The organism is Polyangiaceae bacterium, from assembly GCA_020633235.1.
GTDB lineage: Bacteria > Myxococcota_A > Polyangia > Polyangiales > Polyangiaceae > JACKEA01.
Map to the genome: position 1 here is coordinate 109,895 of JACKEA010000010.1, position 20,403 is coordinate 130,297.

The 20,403-nt window shown below is 68.2% G+C and carries 19 protein-coding genes; 12 read left to right on the plus strand and 7 right to left on the minus strand.

Annotated elements, in window-relative coordinates; genetic code table 11:
* Nucleotides 1-19: 19 nt before the first annotated feature.
* From H6717_40025 to H6717_40035, 3 genes are read left to right on the plus strand one after another with little or no spacing between them, the layout of a single operon-like run.
* Nucleotides 20-496, plus strand: coding sequence for a CBS domain-containing protein (locus tag H6717_40025; protein MCB9583290.1), 477 nt, complete (start codon nt 20-22; stop codon nt 494-496).
* Nucleotides 497-509: 13 nt separating this feature from the next.
* A complete protein-coding gene (locus H6717_40030) occupies nt 510-1,385 on the plus strand; it encodes a serine/threonine-protein phosphatase (GenBank protein ID MCB9583291.1) in 876 nt (291 codons plus the stop codon).
* 13 nt (nt 1,386-1,398) lie between these two features.
* Complete coding sequence (locus H6717_40035; GenBank protein MCB9583292.1) at nt 1,399-2,052, plus strand: acetoacetate decarboxylase family protein; 654 nt, start codon at nt 1,399-1,401, stop codon at nt 2,050-2,052.
* Between the two features lie 58 nt (nt 2,053-2,110).
* On the opposite strand, the gene H6717_40040 is transcribed toward H6717_40035, so the two are convergent.
* Entirely contained in the window at nt 2,111-3,457 is a 1,347-nt protein-coding gene (locus H6717_40040) for a hypothetical protein (GenBank protein ID MCB9583293.1), read from the minus strand.
* A 160-nt stretch (nt 3,458-3,617) separates the two neighbouring features.
* Between H6717_40040 and H6717_40045 the strand changes: the two genes are divergently transcribed.
* A complete protein-coding gene (locus H6717_40045; GenBank protein MCB9583294.1) occupies nt 3,618-6,131 on the plus strand; it encodes a hypothetical protein in 2,514 nt (837 codons plus the stop codon).
* Nucleotides 6,132-6,136: 5 nt separating this feature from the next.
* On the opposite strand, the gene H6717_40050 is transcribed toward H6717_40045, so the two are convergent.
* Nucleotides 6,137-6,967, minus strand: coding sequence for a hypothetical protein (locus tag H6717_40050; GenBank protein MCB9583295.1), 831 nt, complete (start codon nt 6,965-6,967; stop codon nt 6,137-6,139).
* A 242-nt stretch (nt 6,968-7,209) separates the two neighbouring features.
* Between H6717_40050 and H6717_40055 the strand changes: the two genes are divergently transcribed.
* On the plus strand, nt 7,210-7,767 hold the full coding sequence (locus tag H6717_40055) for a Uma2 family endonuclease (GenBank protein MCB9583296.1): 558 nt from the start codon (nt 7,210-7,212) through the stop codon (nt 7,765-7,767).
* A gap of 62 nt (nt 7,768-7,829) precedes the next feature.
* On the opposite strand, the gene H6717_40060 is transcribed toward H6717_40055, so the two are convergent.
* The 4 genes from H6717_40060 to H6717_40075 form a co-directional block, all read right to left on the minus strand.
* Nucleotides 7,830-8,108, minus strand: coding sequence for a hypothetical protein (locus H6717_40060; GenBank protein ID MCB9583297.1), 279 nt, complete (start codon nt 8,106-8,108; stop codon nt 7,830-7,832).
* Between the two features lie 245 nt (nt 8,109-8,353).
* Entirely contained in the window at nt 8,354-9,421 is a 1,068-nt protein-coding gene (locus tag H6717_40065) for a hypothetical protein (protein MCB9583298.1), read from the minus strand.
* A gap of 34 nt (nt 9,422-9,455) precedes the next feature.
* On the minus strand, nt 9,456-9,602 hold the full coding sequence (locus H6717_40070; protein MCB9583299.1) for a hypothetical protein: 147 nt from the start codon (nt 9,600-9,602) through the stop codon (nt 9,456-9,458).
* Between the two features lie 69 nt (nt 9,603-9,671).
* The gene (locus H6717_40075) at nt 9,672-11,108 is read right to left on the minus strand and encodes a hypothetical protein (GenBank protein ID MCB9583300.1); all 1,437 of its coding nucleotides are present in this window, start codon (nt 11,106-11,108) and stop codon (nt 9,672-9,674) included.
* A gap of 198 nt (nt 11,109-11,306) precedes the next feature.
* On the opposite strand from H6717_40075, the gene H6717_40080 reads away from it, so the two are divergent.
* The 7 genes from H6717_40080 to H6717_40110 all read left to right on the plus strand — a co-directional run bounded on the left by H6717_40080 (nt 11,307) and on the right by H6717_40110 (nt 20,112).
* Nucleotides 11,307-15,722, plus strand: coding sequence for an HAD-IC family P-type ATPase (locus tag H6717_40080; protein ID MCB9583301.1), 4,416 nt, complete (start codon nt 11,307-11,309; stop codon nt 15,720-15,722).
* Nucleotides 15,722-16,012 (plus strand): MotA/TolQ/ExbB proton channel family protein, encoded by a 291-nt coding sequence (locus tag H6717_40085; GenBank protein MCB9583302.1) that lies wholly within the window; start codon nt 15,722-15,724, stop codon nt 16,010-16,012. The genes H6717_40080 and H6717_40085 overlap by 1 nt, the downstream gene beginning before the upstream one ends.
* A gap of 60 nt (nt 16,013-16,072) precedes the next feature.
* On the plus strand, nt 16,073-16,744 hold the full coding sequence (locus H6717_40090; GenBank protein ID MCB9583303.1) for a hypothetical protein: 672 nt from the start codon (nt 16,073-16,075) through the stop codon (nt 16,742-16,744).
* A 135-nt stretch (nt 16,745-16,879) separates the two neighbouring features.
* Complete coding sequence (locus H6717_40095; protein ID MCB9583304.1) at nt 16,880-17,659, plus strand: LysR family transcriptional regulator; 780 nt, start codon at nt 16,880-16,882, stop codon at nt 17,657-17,659.
* A gap of 50 nt (nt 17,660-17,709) precedes the next feature.
* On the plus strand, nt 17,710-18,429 hold the full coding sequence (locus tag H6717_40100) for a hypothetical protein (GenBank protein ID MCB9583305.1): 720 nt from the start codon (nt 17,710-17,712) through the stop codon (nt 18,427-18,429).
* Nucleotides 18,430-18,499: 70 nt separating this feature from the next.
* Nucleotides 18,500-19,228 (plus strand): hypothetical protein, encoded by a 729-nt coding sequence (locus H6717_40105; protein MCB9583306.1) that lies wholly within the window; start codon nt 18,500-18,502, stop codon nt 19,226-19,228.
* A 2-nt stretch (nt 19,229-19,230) separates the two neighbouring features.
* Nucleotides 19,231-20,112, plus strand: coding sequence for a metallophosphoesterase family protein (locus tag H6717_40110; protein MCB9583307.1), 882 nt, complete (start codon nt 19,231-19,233; stop codon nt 20,110-20,112).
* Here the strand turns inward: H6717_40110 and H6717_40115 are convergent, their stop codons facing one another.
* Nucleotides 20,113-20,403 carry a TerB family tellurite resistance protein gene (locus tag H6717_40115; GenBank protein ID MCB9583308.1) on the minus strand — a complete coding sequence of 97 codons (291 nt, stop codon included), beginning with the start codon at nt 20,401-20,403 and terminating at the stop codon, nt 20,113-20,115.

Here is a 20,403-nt window from a genome sequence, read left to right on the forward strand (position 1 = left end):
ACTGCAGGTGCGTGACGTCATGAGCAAGGACGTTGCTACCGTGGATTCCCACGAGTCCGTGGGCGCCGCGCGAGAGAAGCGGAGCGCTGCGGGTGTGCACTACCTTGCCGTTCACGACGAAGGCGAGCTCATCGGTGTGGTCTGCGCCTGCGACTTGTCGAACGAGTTCTTTGATCACGCGGTGCAGAGCGCATGCGGTCGGAGCCCCGTGTTCGTCAGTGGTGAGAGCAGTCTTCAGCACGCAGCGGAGGTGATGACGAACTGCGGCGTGGGGTCGCTCCTAGTCTTGGACGATGGCGTGCTGGTGGGCATCATCACGAGCGCGGATTTGGTCGCGCAGAACATCTGGCAGCGCGACGCTTGGTCCTGCGCCTCGTGTGGGGCTCACCATCACCTGTCGGGGAGCGAGTCAGCACGCTTCTGTGCGGATTGTCTGGAGCAGACTCGCAGTGACGGCTACCGCCAATACTACTTCACTCTGGGTGGCGGGGACTGATTGGAGCAAGAACATGACCATCGCACCCACCCTGGATACGACGCTGAAAGGCAGCGTCGACGCCCGTCCGATGCGCGTCGTTGCGGCAGGCTTCACGGACGTGGGCCGTCGGCGCGCCCAGAACGAAGACGCCTATCTCATCGCCCACGTGGAGCGCAGCTTGGCGCTGGATGCGACCAACTTGCCCAGCGTTTCGCTGCCGGCGGCAACGCCGGAGGGCACGCTCCTGGTGGTGGCGGACGGCATGGGAGGTGAGGGCTCAGGGGACGTGGCGAGCGGCTTGGCGATCGAGAGCGTGGTCGCCTCCCTACAAACGTTCCTGCCCTTCGTGGATCGCAAGATGGCGGCGAAGTCCTCCCACGCGTCGCTCAACGACGTGCGCGCCGCGCTGGACACCGCCATGGTGGTGGGGGACGAAGACGTATTTCGCGCGGCTGGTCGCGGCGGCAACAGCCCCACGATGGGAACCACGCTCACGCTGGCGTATCTGTTGTTCCCCGTCCTGTACGTGGCGCACGTCGGAGACAGCCGCTGCTATTTGTACCGCGGTGGCAGCCTCGAGCAGCTGACCCACGACCACACCTTGGCCGAGGAAATGGCACGCGCCGGAGAAGAGCGGGTGCCGGACGAATACAAGGACATGTTGAGCAATGCCCTCGGCGGCGGCCGCACCGGGGTCCACCCCGAGGTCAGCAAGTTCGGCATTCAGCGTGGTGACTGCGTGCTCTTGTGCAGCGACGGCTTGTCCAAGCAGCTCACCGCGCAGGAGATCGCGCGGGAGATCGAACGAAATGCCTCTCCGCGGGATCGCTGCCGGCGCCTCACGATGCTCGCGAACGAACGGGGTGGCGTGGACAACACCACCGTGGTCATCGCGGCGGTACAGTAGCTACACTGGGTCGGTGTCCGACCATCCTTATCCCGATCCGCCCTGGCACATGCATGGCTTCGCGGTGCTTTGCCCCGTCATCGTGCGGGCGCGGGATCTCGAGCTCCCCTCCGGCCTAGAGCCCATAGTCGTGGCCGGGCGTGCGACGGGAATGATCGGCTACGTGGAGTATCTGCCACCGAGCCCGCTCACCTATCACGAGCTCATTTGGATGCCCTGCCAGGTGCGCTTCCGTTCTTCCGGGGGGTTGGCTCGCCGCGGTTACTACGTGGCCCGCATGTACGTGGACAGCGCGGCGACCCTCGCCGGCGGCCGCGAGATCTGGGGCCTTCCGAAGACCATGGCGGAGTTCGTGCGGGACGACCGCCACGTGCGCGTCCAGGCCGACGACGGTACGGCTCTGGAGCTCGAGGTCCGCGGCGTGGGTCCGCGCTTCTCGGCGAAGACACGGGTCGCCACTCTGCAGGCCCCCGAAGGCGAGGACGTCATCCGCTTTCGCGGCAGCTTCGACGCGCGCGCTCGTGTTTCCACGCTGCGCGTCACCAAGATCCAACACGCGCATTCAGCGTGGCGCACCTTCGGAGGCGCGTGGCGCCTGCCGCGCCCGGCAGTGATGATGGACCCGTTCGACAGCGAGATGAGCGAACCAGAGCGTATCCCGCGTTGAGCAGCGACGTTCCGCGGCGGACCGACAAGAAACCCGAAGGAGCGCTTGTTGCCGTGAGCTACTGATCGAGCACTGCAACGTCCGGGTGTTGCGGGTCCACACGGACGTAGAGCATCGTTCCCGGCATCAAGATGTGTTGCTCGCCGGGGTTGACGAGCATGCGAATGGCGGTGCGCACCGGCGGTTGGAGCAGCACTTCCAGCTCGACACGCATCTCCGGAATGTCGTTGATCTGCGTCCCCGTGGGCGCCGACCCGATGACCCGCGCTTGGGCCCGCACGCCGGCGGCGAACACCCGTCGCTCGCGAAGGCCCACGCGCAGCGTCCGCAATCCCCAAAGCCCGAACGCGAGCACGAAGATGAGCGAGAACGGAACTCCGATGGCGGCTTCGTAGCTTCCTTCGGCGAGGAACTCGTACAGCGCGACGCCGCTCATGATCACGAAGGGCAACAGCGAAACGCCGATGAGCACGCAGCCCATGCCGATCTTGCCCGTGCCCGCCGTCGCCCGGGCGGCCTGTTCGTGCGCGGCCTGCACCGCGGGCATGGTCTGTTGCATGAGGCCCAAGCTCGGATACTGCGCTTGGATGCTCTCCACGGCGTTGCGCATGCCCGGACCCTTGGCGAACAAGTCGCGTAGCTGTTGGGTCGCTTCCGCGGTTCGCCCCATGCGCTCGAGCGCATTGATTCGAAAGATCGCGGCCTGAGGATCGAGGGCGTCCTGGATGGCGATCTGGTCGAAGGCACTGCCTACGGCGTTCAGCACCGCCATGAAGTCGCCACGCGCGGTGGCCACCACGGCGGTGCTCACGCGCAGCTCGCTCTCGGATTCGAGATCTTGGGTCGCTTCGAAGCAAGAGAGCCACGCGCTTGCCGATTGGACGTCGCCGGCACGCGCAGCCATGCGTGCCATCATTCCGAGCAGGATCGAGCGCTGCCGTGGGAGCTGCACGCTCTCGAGCGCGGCCTCGATCATGGCGCGAGCGCGTGGGAGGTCTCGTCGCGCCTCGGCCTTGCTCGCCAGCTCGCGGGTGAGCATGCAGATTTCCTCTCCCGCGCCGACGTCCATTGCAGCCGCACGCCGGCGTGCGCCTTGCCAGGCCACGAGCGCTTCGGCCTGGCGATGCGCCGGGATCTCCCCGCCGTTTTCCCAGAGGAACATGATGTTGGGCGGCGGCACCAACGGCTTTCCGTCCTGCGCGCGCATAGCCGGATGTTGCGGTCCCAAGTGAGTGTTCTGCGGAGTCGCGAAGCTCGCCCGCGGCTTGAGCTCCACCATTTGAGCGCACCGGCCACACTGCGCTTGGCCGCCGTCCGGACCCGAAACCGGCTCACCGCATTGCCAGCAGCAGGACATGCGCTGCGAGAACGAGAACGGAGCGCCCATCATGGGACCCTGCATCATGGCTCGTGCCTCCGAGTGGCGCCGACGCTATCACGCGCAGTGGCGGTGGGTGCGTGCCCTGCGATCCGCAGTACATCGAGAATGCCGAGCTACTTGCTGGAATTGACGAAGGAATTCTCGCTTGGTGGCAACTTTTCACGGGCACCGGTAGAGACTCGAGATGGCTCGCTACCTCGTCCGCACGCTGGGCGTGCTCGCCGCTTTGAGTCTGGGTGCTTGTGGATCGTCGGATGAGAGCACCACCAGCGAAGTCCCCGAAGGCTCGCTGAACGTCTCCTGCAGCGGGAAGTGCGACGGCTGGGGCTCCATCAAGTCGCTGTGGGGCGACGCCAAGAAGCTGGACCTCGGTGATCTGATCAGCAAAGGCGCGGGCTTCGCGACGGATGGCCTCAACAACGCGTTGGACGTCAGTGAGTACGCCGGCATCCAGCTCAGCGCTCCGAAGCTGTACAGCACGCAGGACAAGGCCGCAGGCGATCTGACTCTGGGCAACCTGGACGCGCTGACGACCGGGCTGGCCAGCGCCTTCGGCGAGCGCGAGCTCACCACCGAGGTGAACGCGCTCCGTCGCGACCACTTGTATCAGTCGAGCGACGTGGTGTACGGCGAGTTCGCTTTCCAGCTGTCGGCGGCGTTCGGGCACAACTGGGGCCTCTCCGCGGACGGCTTCGGCGGTTCGGTGTCTCTTGGCTTCAACGCCAACGCCAATCTGACGGCGCGGGTGATCGCTCCCTTCGACAGCGAGCTGAAGGCCACCGGCGGCGCGCCGCTCAGCGCGCTGCGCGCCGCCCGCGGCTTCGTGTTGCCGCGTAGCTTGGACGACATCCAGGCCATGAAGCCCGGAGAGCTGATGGCGTTCTCCGGCAACGGCGGCGTGGGTTTGAACCTGGGCGTCGGAGTGCCGCTCTTGGTGGCCACGCCCACCGCCGGCGTGAGCTACAATCTGGTGCTGTCCGCGGGGCTGCGCACCCATCTCAGCGGCGAGATGGACGTGCAGCTGGTGCGCTTGGCGGGCGATCAGGTGGTGGTGGACGTCGGCGTGAACGACGCGCAGGTCAACAGTGCCTCGGTGGCGCTGTCCGACGGCTGGGGCGTGCAGGGGCTCTTGAAGAGCCAGGTCAGCCTCGGCGGTTACGACGTCGATCTCGGCAAGCTGGTGGAAAAGGCCCTGCAGAAGCAGATGAACGCGAAGCTGAGCTTCATCGCGGCGCGGGCGGCCAAGACCAAGATCAAGACCCGGCTGAGCGTCGCGCGGCTGCGCTTCTCGTTGAACGCTTCTGGGGATCGCACGGCCCTGGAACAAGCTTTGGCTCAGGCGCTGCGTGGTGATCTGCGTTTGGCGCAGGCCTTGTCGGCGCGCGGCGAGCCCGGCGTCATTGCGGAGTTCGATCTCTCTCGCTCCGGCGTGTCGGCCACGTCGAACGCCGGCATCGACATCTTCGGCATGAGCTTCTTCAAGAACGTGGAAGAAGGTCAGGGCTCGGTGGTGATCCAGACGCCCGGCGGCGCACGCACCCTGCTGTTCGATTCCTTGCAGCAGCAGAGCGGTTGGTTCTTCTCCTCGCACGGCTACAGCCGCGTCGGCCTATCGGGCCTGATCTTCGATCCCGAAAGCCCGATGGTGCCGGCCCAGGGCGAAGCCAACCTCTTCATGCAGCTGGAAGAGGGCGACGACTACATGGAGCGCGACAAGCTGCTCGACCATCTGGATGGTGTCATCCAGAGCTTGGGCGGCAAGGAAGCGTTGACGGCCATCGAGAGCAAGGGCAACGAGCTCGAGCGCTACGTCGTGCAGGCCTGTCCCAACAGTCAGGCCTTCGATCCCTGCCGGCTCTCGGTGCTGGACGATCCCAACGTAGTGAGCCTGCGAGCCGAAGGGGCGGCCGCGCTTCAGGCTGCCGTCTCGGGCCTCGAGCCCGCGGCGCAGGCGCTGGTGATGAAGTGCGGCACGCTGCGCCTCACCGCCCAGGCCACCTTGGAGCCCGCCGCCTCACTGGTCGGGCCGCCCAGCTCGGTGGTGGTCGACCTGCGCCTGGACGACCAAGCGCTCGGCCAGATGTTCTCGAACCGGAACGAGTACGAGCTGAAGAACGCGCTCACGGACTTCCTGCGCGCGGCCATGATCGACCGCGGCGCATCCGCTGCGGAGATCCAAGCGGCCCGCTCCCACATCCCCAGCGCGAAGGATGCGGCAGTCCTCGACAGCATGGCTGCGGAGTACAAGCTTCGCGCCGGCAACTACGAGAAGCTGATGGCTGCCGAGAAGGCCGTGATCGACAACATCGGTGCCGTGGGTCCCAAGACCGTGGAGCTGCGCTTCCCCGTGAATGCCCAGAACCGCCCGGACTACGAGAACGCCACGGCGGCGTCCCTGTCTCAGGCCCGCGCGCGTGAAGCCACGCAGCTCTTCGACCGATTGGTGCAGCTGTCGGACGGGCTCGAGCCGCTGGCCGAGCAGCCGGTGCTGTACGCGTTCTTGGCGCTCACGCCCCCGAGCTCGGCGGACGTGCGCGTGAACGTGCAGATGAGCACGGCGGACAGCTGGGCGCAGTCCTTCGAGCACTACAAGAAGGCGGGCTACGCCGGCTTCGACCAGTACGCCAAGGGCAGCGCCGTCGCGCCCATCGATGGCGGCCTGTTCGACGTGAACGCGCTCCTGAACGTCAAGCAGTAGCGGGGTCAGATCCCGTAGTCGCAGACTTGCGAAACATACAGGGCATCCACGGCCCAAGTGGAATGCATCACGCAGCCGAGGCCGTTCGCCGATCGGTCGTCTCGCTCCCAGTGGAGGCCCTCGCTGGGTGGACAAGCCACGTCTTCCGAGCGTACCCAATCTGCGGCCCCGAGCTCGCAGGTGGTGTCCGCGGGGGACGCCGCCAGCCCCAGGGTGGAGGCGTACCGTTCGGCTTCCTCTCGCGTGACGTTCCTCGCGTGGAGACGGTACACCGAGTAGTCCTGAAGCTCGGTTGACGCGAGCCGCGATACTTGCGCCGAGAGCGGCAGCTTCCAGTCCATGTCGCCTCCACCGTGAAGCGTGGCCAGAACGACGGCGGCGCCCAGCACTGCCGCGCAAATCCAGGCGCGCCCGCTCAGGGCAAGGCTTCGCCAAAGCGCGAGCACCAGCAGGGGCCCTTCGATGGCGGGAAGCACCAGCACCACCGCAACCGCTTCGTGCGGTCCGACCGTCGGATATTGGGGGTAGGCGAGGACGTCGATCACGCCGGTCGCGAGCAGCGCCAGCACGCCGACCGCCAGCAGTTGTCCGGCTCGTGTGAGTCGCCTCCAGCCCGTGCCCGACAGGTATCCCACGAGGGCCAGCCCGGGCAGAAAGACAGTGGCCGTGTGCAGGTAGAGCCTCCGACTCTCCGTGGACGGTGCCTGGAACCCGAACCAAACCTCTGCGGCGATAGCCAGGACGGGCCAAGCCAACACGGCGACCCAGAACAGAACGTTGGCTGCGATCAGTGTCCAGGGGTGGCCTTCACCCGAGTCCTCCACGCCGTGCGCCATTGGTAGTCACCGGCGCGGGGCACGGCGAGCGAGGATGATGTCGCGAGACATGGCGTTGGAGCCGACAGGGTAACCACGCGTCGGTCGGGCGCCATGACTCGTCCCTCGAATGGCGTCGACGCCATCACGGTTTGGGCTGGGGCGAAGCGGAGGTTGGCTGGAGCTTCCTGCGCACTTACTCTAGCGCCATGCAACACGGTTGGCCGCCCACCTGGATGCTGAGCACTGCTGCGGTTCGACCGATGACGCTCGAGCAATGGGCGGAGCTGCCCGAAGAGGAATCCGGCGAGTTGATCGACGGATTCCTCCTGGAGGAAGAAGTACCGGACCCGGTGCACGAGTTGGCGGTGGCTTGGCTGGTCGTACTGTTTGGAAACTGGCTTCGGGGCAAGGGCGGCTTCGTGTTTGGCTCCGAGGTGAAGCTACGCATCTCGCAAGAGCGCGGCAGAAAGGCCGACGTCGTGGTCTACTTGCCGGGTAGACCGCCTCCGCCGCGTCGCGGGCTTCTGACGGAACCGCCGGACGTGGTGGTGGAGGTCGTCACTCCGACGCCGCGAGACGAGCGTCGCGACCGTGTCGAGAAGATGAACGACTACGCAGCGCTGGGGGCGAGATTCTACTGGTTGCTCGACCCAGCGTTGGGCAGCCTCGAGATCTTTCAGGTCTCGGAGCAAGGGCGCTACGCCAAGGTCGTCGGCGCGACCGCCGGTTCCATCGAACCAGTTCCTGGCTGCGCAGGTCTGAGTCTCGACTTGGACGAGCTCTGGCGCGAGTTGGATCGTCTTGGCCCCGATGACTGAAGGCTGCGCCGCGTGGTTCCGCGCCGAGCCAACATTCAAATGATCAGCGAGTAGCTCGTACGCTACTGGTCGTCGTTGGCGTCGGAGGGAGCGCTGCCAGTGCCGGCGGCTCCGCCGTTCGCGTCCACAGCGGCGTCGCTGCTTCCGCCGGAACTGCTGGACGCAGCGTCGCTCGGGTTACCGCCGGACCCGCCGGAGGCTCCGTCGTTCAACACCCCGCCGGCGCCACCGACGGACAAGCACGGCCCGGGCCTGCTTTCTCCACAGGCCGCGGCACCCAGGGCGGCGAGGCCCGCGGCGATCAGCCGGGCACGGCGAGCGAGGATGATGTCGCGAGACATGGCGTTGGGCCGACAGGGTAACCACGCGTCGGTCGGGCGCCAGCGTCTCCATGCCTGTCCTCGCTCGCCGTTCAGGCCACACCCCGTACTCGCAGGCTTGCAAGAACTACAGCGCTTCCACGGCCCAAGTGGAATGCACCACGCAGCCGAGGCCGTTCGCCGATCGGTCGTCTCGCTCCCAGTGGAGGACTCGCTGGTTCACAGGTCGCCGCACGCGAAGCAACAACCAAATGAACAGGGCTGGGTCAGGGCATGCAGCAGAACGTCTGGGCGCCGGTGGCGCTCACGCTGCCGCTCAGCGTGCTGGCGCTGGGGGTGCAGCTGACGCTCGGCTTGGCTGCGGCGTACTTCATCGAGCAGAAGCCGTGGCTTCCGCAGCTGGCCATGGAGGTCGTGCTCGACGGCACGCCCATGCAGCCCGCTCCATTGTTGTAGAACGAGAGCGTTCCCGCGCTGCAGCCGCCCTTTGGCGTGCCGCAGCTGCAGGCGGAGCACTCGCGGGAGTCGGAGACGCCCGTGTAGAACAGGTGCTTTTCCGAGTATCCGGTGGTCGGACATGCCGTGTCGCCCAGCACGTAGATGCACATGCTCGAGCCGCTGGGCTTCGAGGGCAAACAAGTCTCGCCGCTCCCGCACAGCCCCGCGGTGGAGCTCGTCTGGCACGCGCGTGCTTCGGTTGCCCAGCTGGGCGTTGGCAGCGTGTGGGCCGGCTTCGGAGTGCAGGGCCCGGCGCTCAACGTGGACGTGGCGCGCACGTTGGTGCTGACGCAGATGGCGGGGAGACTGAAGCACTCCCCGTCCTTCACTGTCCAAATCTGCCCGGTCACCGGTGTCGTGCACACGCCGTTGCCGTAGCCGCCCACGCTCGCCGAGGAGCAGGTCGCACCGGTGGGCGGGTCGCAGGCGCACGAGCAGCTCGACGTGCCTGCGTCGAGATCTCCGTGGACCACGTCTGTCGCCAAGGCCGAGGTCGGATAGTCACCGGCACACGCGGCCGGCGCACCGGTGGCGACGTTGAGCGCTACCGGCCCGAGCCAGCCCTGAGGTGCACCGGGCAAGCACTGCTTGCCCAGCGCGGCGCACTCCGTACTGGCGGCGTCCGGATCCTCGCCGGAGTCTGCGTCGCTGCCGCTATCGCCGGCGTTCGCGGCGACACCGGCGGTGCCGGCAGCTGCAGCGAAGCCGCCATCGCTGCTTCCGCCACCCCCAGGGTCGTTTGGGTCTCCCTTCAAGTCGTCCAGGCTCGAGAACACGGTGCACGCCGCGAGGCACCCGGCGGCAGCGAACGGCAGTAGTCCGAGGATCCCCTTCACGACGAGACAACCTAGCCGCCGCCCTCGTCCAGCGTTACTCGCCCCGCACTCCGCCGTAACCTCCCGTGAACGCGGCCGATTTCCCGCGGCTGCGGGAGAGTGCTCGCGGCTTCAGATCACGATCCGCGATCTGAAGCAGCAGCTTCGTGTTCGCGCTGCGCGCCAGGGCGTCTCGATGCATGCAAGGACTCTCGCTTCGGACATTGGTTTGTCGCTGCGCCGCGGAAACAGCGCGTTCGGACGTCGCGGCTCACAACACGCGGAGCGGCCGGCGGACCCAGCGAAGGGCGTCCTGGGTGCACTTCATGCGGAGCGCGCGATAGTACGCTTCGGACTTCTTGCGGCTCTCCGGTGTTTCGGCCTTGCCGAGGGGTTTCGTCAGGCGGCCGCTGCAGAGCTCCGGGACCTCGTAGCCGGACACCGCGGCGGCGCTCATCAGGGCTTCGACGACGCGCGCGTCGTTGGTGTTCGGTGCCTTCTTGCGGATGACCCAGCGCAGGATGACTTTGGAGTGCTGCTGGGAAAGCCCGCGCAAGATGGCCGCTGCGGTCTCGTCCGCGGCCCCGGCCTGCTTCGCGGCATCGCCGTAGAACCACTCCGACAGTACCGGGATGCTGCGCCTCGGATAGCGACGGGCCAGCGCCTCGAGCAGCCGCGGCTGGGAATGCTCGCTCTCTTTCAGCGCGTCGAGCAGCATTCGCTGCCCGTCGTCGTAGGGAACCAGCTCCACGATCCCCACGGCGAGCTCCGCTCGCAGCCCGTCTTGTTCGCAGCACTGCTTTTGCTCCCACAGGGCAAAGAGTGACGCCGCATGCTTCGCTTCGAATATGTGGACGGCCCGGCCGAGCACCGTAGCGGCGAAGCGCGCATAGCCCGCCGGGACCTGGAGCTCCGGAAACGACTCTTCCCTGCGCAGCAGGCGGAGGATGCGTTCGGGGCCGACGTTCGTCTTGGCGACGGCATCGAAGATGGGCCAGGTATCGTCCGAAAGTACGTCCGGCTCTTGGGCGACGACGCGGAACAAGAGCTCGGGGCTGTGCCGGCGCAGCTGATCCACCAGGCTCTTGGGGGCGGGGCGCGTGGTGCCCAGGGTCTTTTGCCAGTAGTCGACGGTGTTCTTCGGATCGCCGTGGGTTTCGATCCATGCCTGCGCATCCTGAGCGCTTTGGAAGCGCTCCGACGTGATGCGCGAGAGCGCTTCCAGGCACTGAGCGCCCAACGTCTCCTCGCTCCACGCCACGGGGTAGCAGCGTTGGGCCAGCTGCCCGACGATCACCGTTGGAAACACGCCTGCCGGCTCGTTCGAATACAGGCAGCGGGACAAGCGCGAGACGTCTTGGACGTCGAGCGCTCGAGAGAGCCAAAGGGCCGCGACGGCGTGGACCGCCGGGGTTGCGGGAGCGTCCAGGATCGCGCGTAGCTCCGCCGCGTGGCGGGCGTCGGCGTGTCCTGGCCACGCGCGCTGATACGCCTCGGGCAGCTCCCCGAGACAGCACGAATCCGTGCAGCCTCGACGTGCCGCCACGTGGTTCAGGAGGGCCTCGACACCGTCTGCGTCGAGCGATGCGCGGGCTTCGGTCACCACCTTTGCAGTGGCCATGGGCGCAGGCGTGGCAGCAGGCGCCTTGGGCGGCGGACCGCCACACGCTGCGATCAAGATCACGAGCGATAGTGCCCGGCGTGGCATGTCCGCCATGGTAGCGCGCGACGTCTGGTCGGCACACCGCCGACGACGCGGTGCGCCGGCGTGCCGCGTGGTTCCGCGGCGAGCCGACATCCTGATGACCTGGCTGCTTTGGGTGTGGCGATTGTGCGCGAAAAAGCGATGGGCGCGACGCGGGGGCGGCGATGGTGTAAACAAAAAGACGCGCTTTTGCGCGCTACGATGAGAGAGCGGAAGACCACCGTGCGGGATCTGATGGGCGCCATGAAGCGCGCCCTGGGAGAGCGGCGTCGGCGTGTATGGATGGGCACGCGTCGCGCGCACATCGAGGTGCGTCAGCTCGGGGCGGACGAGCTCGCGCGGCTCTCGGAGCGGCTGTCGGTGGACGTGGCGCAAGCACCGTCCGTCAATTGGGTGGAGCTCAATCCGCACACGCGGCGTCTGGTGTTCGACTTCGAGCCCGGCGTTGGCGAAGCGGAGCTCTTGCGCTTGGTGGAGGACGCCGAGGCGAGCCTCCAGATCGACAACGCTGGTTTCGACGACGAAGCGCCGCCGCATCCCGCGGACGAAGACGCCGCGGAGCGGCTCTTGTTGGAGCTGCTCACGGACAGCGCGGGGTTCGTGCTGGGCGGCGGCCTCAAGCTGTCGCTGCTCCGGCCCTCGTCCCTGGCGGGCAGCGTGGCGGCGGTGACGGCCATCGTGCGGGGCGCACCCAAGCTGCGCAAAGGGCTGGACGAGCGCTTCGGTCGAGAGCGGGCGGATCTAGGCATGAACATGCTGGCGGCCACGGCCTATGGCCTGGCGCAGCGGCCGTTCTCGTCCCTGGTGGACGTGGCTCACAAGGCGTCCTTGCTGCGCGAGAACCGAGCGCAGCGCGGGGTGTGGGAGAGCCGCGAGCCGGACCTGTGCGCCGAGCCGCAGGAGCACACGCCGCGGCGGGCGGAATCGCGTCCGGTGCCGCTGCCCCGCGGGCCCATCGAGGAGTACGCGGACCGCGCGTGGCTCGTGTCCTTGGCGGGCTTCGGGGTGAGCTTCCTCACCACGCGCAGTGCGCAGCGCGCGGTTGCGGCGCTGTTCGGTGGCTTGCCGAAGCCGGCACGTCTCGGGCGTGACGTGTTCGCCGCGGAGCTCGGGCGCGCGCTGGCCGCGCGGCGCGTGCTGGTGATGGACGCGACGGTGCTGCGGCGCCTCGATCGCATCGACTGCCTGGTGCTCACGGCGGATCTGGTCACGCGCGATCGCTTCGACGTGGGTGAGATCGTGACGGACGGCGAGCTCGCGCTGGTGAGTGCGAAGGAGCGGGTGGCGGCGCTCCTGGATCCGGAGCAGCCCGTCGAGATCCAACACGACGACGGCTGGACGTTGGGGCCCGCGCGGCGCATGGACGTCTCCGTGGGGGACGAGCTCGCGGCCCGGGCGGACGAGCTCAGTCATCGCGGTGCGCTGGTGCTGTCGCTGGCCAAGGACGGTCGCGTGCGGGCAGTGGTGGAGCTCCGCATCGTGCCGCAGACGGGCGTGGAGGAGCTGATCAGCGCCGCGCACGAGGCGGACATGCGAGTGGTGGTCGCCACGGACGACGACTCCGTGCTCGAAGGTCTGAACGCCGACGACACCATTCCCGCAGGGCCGGCGCTGGAGAGCGGCGTGCGCCGGTTGCAGCGCGAAGGGCGTGCCGTGTTGCTGGTGGCGGCGGCGCCGCTCCGCGGCATGGAGGCGGCGGACTGCGCGGTGGGCCTGGTGCGTCCGAAGGAGAACACGCCGTGGGCGGCGCATCTCTTGTGCGAGAGCGATCTGTCCGACGTGCGCTTCATCCTGCAAGCGTGCGTGGCGGCCAAGCGCGTGGCGAAGCAGAGCGTGAACGTGGCGCTGGGCGCCGCCACCGTGGGAACCCTCGTGAGTGCCGGCGGGGTGCTGCCGATGACCACGCGGCGCATCATCGGCGTGGTGAACATGGCCACGCTGGTCGCCATGGCCAACGGTGTGCGCACCTCCGCCGCGCTGGAGCGCCGTGCGCTGCCGGCGCCGCGCGATCGTACGCCGTGGCATGCGCTCGATGCCCACGGCGTGTTGGAACGCCTGGGCAGCTCGAGCCGCGGGCTCACTCGCGGCGAGGCGCAGTACCGCTACCGTCCCGATCCCAACGAGAAGCCCGCACTGGTGGAGCTGGGCGAAGCGATCTCCGACGAGCTGTTCAATCCCCTCGCGCCGCTGCTCGCCGCTGGCGCGGGGCTCTCCGCGGTGGTCGGTTCCTTGGCGGACGCCACCATGGTGGGCGGCGTGGTCGTGCTCAACGCGGTGGCCGGCGGCGTGCAGCGCTTCCGTACGGAGCGCGCCATTCGCGATCTGTCGCGCACCTCTCGGCGCAAGGCGCTGGTGCGGCGGGGCGGGGAGATCCGCCAGGTGGACGCCACGGATCTGGTACGCGGCGATGTGGTGCTGTTGAGCGCTGGGGACGTGGTGCCGGCGGACTGCCGCGTGCTGGAAGCGGAGTCCCTGGAGGTGGACGCCTCCAGCCTGACCGGCGAGTCGCTGCCGGTGAAGAAGTCTGCGGCGCCGAGCTTCGACCGCGAGGTGGCGGATCGCAGCAGCATGCTGTTCGAGGGCACCAGCGTGGCCTCGGGGCGCGCCGTGGCGGTGGTGGTGGCCACCGGGGACGCGACGGAAGCGCGCCGCAGCGGGCCCGCGCCGGCGGTGGATCCGCGGGCCAGCGGCGTCGAGCAGCGCCTCGGCACCATCATCGACTTGACGGCGCCCATCGCGCTGACGGCGGCGTCGGGCTTGGTCGGCGCGGGGCTCCTCCGCGGCCGCAAGCTGAGCGACGTGCTGGGCGCCGGCGTGAGCCTAGCCGTCGCGTCGGTGCCCGAAGGCTTGCCGCTGATCGCGACGGCCGCGCAGCTCGCGGCGGCGCAGCGGCTCAGTCGTCGCGGTGCGTTGGTGCGCAATCCGCGCAGCATCGAAGCGCTGGGGCGCGTGGATCTGCTGTGCGTGGACAAGACCGGCACCGTGACGGAGGGCCGCATTTCCCTGGGCGCCGTCACGGACGGTACGACGGAAGAGCCCACCACGGATCTCACCGGCGCGCGGCTCCGGGTGCTGGCGGCGGCGATGCGCGCCACGCCGGATCCGCGTCTGTCCGTCGGCAGCTTCGATCCCACGGACGCCGCGCTGGTGCGTGCCGCCCAGGAGCTGGCGATCACGCCGGCCTACGGCACGGATGCGTGGCAGCGCGCGAGCGAGCTGCCCTTCGAGGCCGAGCGCGGCTACCACGCGGTGACGGGGCAGTGCGGCTCGGACACCTGGCTCAGCGTGAAGGGAGCGCCGGAGGTCGTGCTGCCGACGTGCTCCGGATGGATGCGCGATGGCTCGCGGCGACCGCTGGACAGCGAGCAGCGGGAAGAGCTCGGTCGCGTCGCTTCGGAGCTGGCGCGGCGCGGGCTTCGGGTGCTGGCCGTGGCGGAGCGCGCGGTCGGACCCGACGACCGCCTCGATCCGAGCCGCCCCGTCGGGCTCGCGTTCTCCGGTTTCCTGGCCTTCAGCGATCCCGTGCGCCCCTCGGCGGCCGCCGCCCTCGCGCGGCTGCGCACCGCCGGCGTGGAAACCATCATGATCACCGGGGACCACCCGAGCACGGCGGAGGCCATCGCCACGGAGCTTTCGCTGCTCAACGGCAAGGGGCAGCTCACCGGTGCCGAGCTCGCCAACATGAACGAAGAAGAGCTCGATCGCCGCGTGCGCAAGGTCGCGGTGTTCGCGCGGCTCACGCCCTCCCAGAAGGTCCGCGTGGTGCGGGCGCTGCAGCGGGCCGGGCGCTGCGTCGCGATGGTGGGGGACGGCGCCAACGACGCGCCGGCCATCCGTCTGGCGAACGTGGGCATCGCCATCGGCGAGCACTCCACCGCCGCTGCCCGCGGCGCGGCGGACGTGGTGCTCACGGACGAGCGCATCGAGACGCTGGTGGACGCCATCGTGGAAGGCCGCGCCATGTGGGCCAGCGTTCGGGATGCCGTGAGCATCTTGGTCGGCGGTAACCTGGGCGAGATCGGGTTCACTTTGAGCGCCGGCTTGATCGACGGGCGACCGCCGTTGAACGCGCGGCAGCTGTTGCTCGTGAACTTGCTCACGGACGTCGCGCCGGCCATGGCCATCGCGCTGCGCCCGCCGGATACGGAGACCTTGGAGGCCTTGGCGCAGGAAGGTCCCGACGCGTCCCTCGGAGAGCCGCTGGGGCGCGACATCGCCTCTCGTGCGTTGGTCACCACCGCGGGCGCCGGCGCAGCGTGGCTGGCGTCACGCTTCCTGGGTAGTCGCGAGCGCGCGTCCACCGTGGGTCTGCTCGCGCTGGTGGGCACGCAGCTCGGACAGACGCTGGTGAGCGGTGGCTTCAGCCGTCCGGTGGTCGCCACCAGCGCGCTGTCCGCCGCCGCTCTCGCGCTCACCGTGCAGATGCCGGGACTGAGCCACTTCTTCGGCTGTCGCCCGCTGGGCCCCGTGGGTTGGGCCACCGCCGTGGGCGCCTCCACCTTGGCGACGGCGGCCGCCGTGACCTATCCCGAGGCCGTCACCCGCGTGGCTCGTCGCCTGCGTCTGGCAAAGGTGATCCCTGCGCAGGATCCCGCGCAGCTCCACGCCAAGGGCTGATGGCCAAGAAGGCCTTCAGCAGGAACGCCTGGGGCCTGCTGATCAGCGGCATTGTGGTGGTGTCGGCGCCGGTGATCGGTCTGTTGGTCACGGTCTTGTTCCTGCGCGGTGCCTTCGACGCCACTGGTGGCACCAGCATTCCGCCATCCGACAAGGCGCGGGTCCTGGCGGAAGGTATCTCGAACGCCATGAACGGGACGGCCATTGGCATCGGCGTCGCGATCCTCGCGATGGTGCCCACGGTGTTCTTTCTCGTGCGGCTATTGCGCGAGCGTCGCGAAAACCGCTGAATCGGGCGCCGCACGATTCAGAACAGGAAGCCCAAGGTCACCGGCACCGTAGGTTCGAGCATGAAACTTGTGAAGGCATCGGGATTGGTGGTGGGAGCTTGCTTGGTGGCTGCGCTCGGCGCGTGTAGCAGCGACGACAGCGGTGGCGGCAGTGCTGCTGGGGGCAGCGCGGGTAGTGGCGCCAGCGCAGGGACGAGCAGCGGCGGCACTGCTGGTTCGGGAGGCAGCGCGGGGGCGAGCACCGGCGGGGCTGCCGGCTCGGGAGGCAGCGCGGGGGCGAGCACCGGCGGGGCTGCCGGAGCGGGAGGCAGCGCGGGGGCGAGCACCGGAGGCGCCGCCGGAGCGGGAGGCAGCGCAGGAGCGGGCACCGGCGGGAGCGCTGGAGCGGGAGGCAGCGCGGGGGCGGGCGGCGCGGGAACCTGCGCCAACGAGTCCACGAAAGCCCAGTGCGACGCGTGCTGCAAGACGACGAACCCCAGCGGCCCAGCGGCAATGACCGGGCACATCGCGGCGTGTCTGTGCAAGTCCGAGTTCTGCTCGTCTTCGTGCACGGCGTTCTGCAGCAGTCACGACCAGGCGGATTTCGACCAGACGTGCGAGACCTGCTACGGCTCCACGTTCAGCACGTCGTCGTACCAGCAATGCTTCTTGGCAGAAGACGCCAAGTGTCAGGCCGACGCGACCTGCGCCGCCTACAGCGCCTGCATCACGAGCTGCATGAACTTGCCGTGAAGCGTTTCGCGTGCGCCGAGCCTTGGCTCAGCGCGCGGAAAACGTCACCCAGAATACCGGTCCGTTGGGGGCTGAACCATTCGCTCGCGTTCGCTCGCGGGTGCAGCGATCGAGGGCCTCGACCAACACAACTTGGTGTCGAGGTGCGGATCCGTCGGATGGACGGTTTCTTCGCTTTCCACCACGCTGCCCCGCTTCCACAGCAGTCGGAACCCGGATGACCCCGGCTGGGACGCCGCTCTCGCCGACGTTCGCTCCGCCGAGTCGTCCCTCAGCGGGCGCCTGCGGGTGAACGTTCCCGTGGTGTTCGGTCGTCGCTTCGTGGTGCCGGTGGTGGCAGAGCTGCTCACGCGGCACCCGCGGCTCGCGGTCGACCTGGTGTTCGACGACCGCTACGTAAACCCGGTGGACCAAGGCTTCGACGTAGTGGTGCGGATCGGAGTGCCGGTAGACTCGTCCCTCACGAGTCATTCCCTGGGTCAGTCCACCCGCACGTTGGCAGCCGCACCCAGTTACATCGCCGCTCACGGCAAGCCGAAGGCGCCGCGGGATCTCGCTCGGCACCAGTGCTTGGTGCACACCGAGCTCGGTGCCAGTGCGGTGTGGAGCTTCAAGAAGAGCGGAAAGAGCCACCGTGCTTCGGTACGGGGGCGCATTTCGGCCGACAACAGCGAGGCGACCCTGGCTCTGGCGCGCGCCGGTCATGGCATCTGCTTGCTGGCGTCCTGGTTGCTACAGGATGACGTGCGCGACGGGACCCTGGTGCCGCTGCTCTCCGGCTACGCGCCGCCGTTGGCGCCCATCCGAGCGCTGACGCCGCCAGGGCGACAGATACCGCCCCGCGTGCGGACGTTCATCCAGGCGCTTCGCGAGGTTACCGCGGCGGACCGACAGCAGAAGACGGCACTTATGTAACCCTCCCCAAATTTGGCCGTGCCGCGGGGTCTGTGTGCATCAGCGTCGGCATGCAGCACAAGCTCATCGCCCTCGCGTCCGTATCCCTGCTCGCCGTCGCCTGTGGTGCCGCGAGCGCTCCCGCCGGCAAGAGCGCCGACGACGCCGCCTCGGAAAAGAAGCCTGCCGCAGCGAAGACGGAGAAGTCTTCCGAGCTGGCGGAGAACGTGGATTTCGACGAGCCCGAACGGGTGGCACCGCTGGCCAGCCGTGACGTGGGCGATTTCTTCGTGCACCGCTTCAGCGGCAGCTTCAGCGACAAGCCGATGACCTTGTCGGAAGAGGTGGTGGCCAAGAAGGGCAACCTGATCGTGATCGACTACACGCTGGAGCAGGGGGGCAAGCAGTCGCGTCTGCGCGTCACCCACGACGCCGGCTCCGATCGCGTGCTTCGCGTTCTCGAGATGCAGGGCGACAAGGAGCTTCCCTCGGACATCCAGGCCTACGAGGCCATGATGGAGAAGACGCTCTTCATTCCGGACGAGAACGAGAAGCAGCTCGGCCAGGAGAAGACGACCTGCCTGGTGGGTGAGAAGGAGCTCGACTGCGAGAAGACGAGCTACGAGGTGCGCGTTGGCGACAAGACCGCCACCTTCGTGGTGACGCACTCGAACCAGATCGAGGACCGTGACGTCGCCGGGGAGATCTCCACCAAAGATGGCAAGATCATCTACAAGGCGGAGCTGGTGGACATGGGCCACGGCACGCCCAGCGGCGTCGCGTCCCGCTGAGTCGACGCCGAAAAACCGAGGCCGGTGCCACGTCGCGCCGGCCTCGCACGCGTGGTAGCGTCGGCGCCCCATGAAGTGGGTCCGCGCGGCGGCGCTCATGACTCTGGTGACTGCGAACGCGTCGGCGCAGCCGACGGGCACTCTGCCTCCGGTGGAGGAAACACCGGCGGAGCCTCCGCAAACGGAGCCGCCCGCACCGCCTCCGGATGCGAGCGCGCCGGCGCCCGCTCCGCAGCCGCAGTCGCAGCCGCAGCCGGTCTACTATCCCGCACCTCGCCTGCCACCCCCGCCGCCGCCACCTCCGCCGCCGCGTCCGCGCAGCGTCTCCATCACTTTCTCGCCCATCCATCTGCTGTTGCCGGTGCTCGAGGGCGAGGTAGAGGTTCGTCCGGTGGATCACTTCGGGGTCGCGGCGCTGGTGGGTTACGGAACCGTGACGGCGTCGGATGGTCTCGGCAACGACTACCGCTTTCACGCGCTGGAGCTGGGCGGCCAGTTGGTGGCGTACCCGATGCACGAGTTCGATGGTCTCCAGCTGGGAGCCGAGATCTTGTACGTCAAGGTCGACAACAGCGACGACCCGGCTCAGGACGTTCGCGGTGTGGCGGAGGGGCTCGCCCTGGGACCGATGGTCGGATACAAGCTGCTCACCTCGAGCGGCTTCACCTTCGTTGCCCAGGGCGGCTTCGAGTACGTGGCCTACGATGCCCAGGCGAACGACTCCACCGGCAACAGCTCCAGTGGTAGCGACAACCGCCTGATCCCGCTCTTGAATCTGAACTTGGGCTGGTCCTTCTGAACATGAAGCGCGGAGCGACGCCTCGGAAGTCGGTGCGCCTCGCGGTGGTGGGGGACGTGCATCTGCGTTGGAACGACGCGGATGTGGAGTACTTCGACGACTCCGACTACGACGCCGTGATCTTCGTCGGCGACATCGGGAGCTATCGCCACAAGCACACGCTGGAGGTAGCGCGCTCCATCTCGCGCTTGAGGAAGCCGGCGCTGTTCGTGCCCGGCAATCACGATGGCGTGGTGGCGCCGCAGCTCTTGGCTGAAGTACTGCGCAACGACGTGGCCGTGTGGCTCATGAGCCCGCTGCAGCCGCACCTGTTCGAGCAGCTGTCGGGCGCTCTAGGGGACGTGACCGCGGCGGGCTACAGCCACCACCGTGTGGGGGACGTGACGCTGATCGTGGGGCGACCGCATTCCATGGGCGGCAGCTACATCGCCTATGCGCCCCTCATCGAACGGCGCTACGGCATTCGCAGCATGGAGGAGTCGGCGGCGCGGCTGAAAGCGCTGGTGGACCAGACCGGCGACGAACGCATCGTGTTCGTGGCCCACAACGGCCCCACGGGCCTCGGCCAGCACCGCACGGACATCTGGGGTTGCGACTTCAAGCCGGGTGCGGGGGATTTCGGCGACGCGGATCTGGAGCAGGCCGTGGCCTACGCCATCGAGAAGGGCAAGACCGTGCTCGCCGTCATCGCGGGGCACATGCACCACAGGCTGAAGGGTGGGGGCGAACGCGAGTGGCGCAAGAACCGCGACGGCGTCTTGTACGTGAACGCCGCTCGCGTGCCGCGCATCTTCCGGCGGGAGCGCAAGAAGCTCCATCACCACGTGCGCGTCACCGTGCTCAGCGATCACGCCACGGCGGAAGAAGTGCTGGTTCCGGAGTAGTCAGGCGCTGAGCGCATTCCTCAGCCGCTCGAACTGCTGCCGCTCGTCGGGATCCACCTCGCCGTCGATGTAGATCAGCGCGCGCACGGACTCGATGAACGCGCGGCGGTGCTCCGGCGGCACCAGGCTGGGGTCCACCTCGCCCGGGGCCGGCGCCACGTGCAGCCACTGCTCCACCTGCTCGCGCTCGTCCGCGCCGAGCTCCAGCTTGTGGGCGAGATGCTCGACGAAGCGCCGTTCCGCATCGCGGATCTCGAGGTCCGTCCACGCAAAGGCACACACGAACTTCAT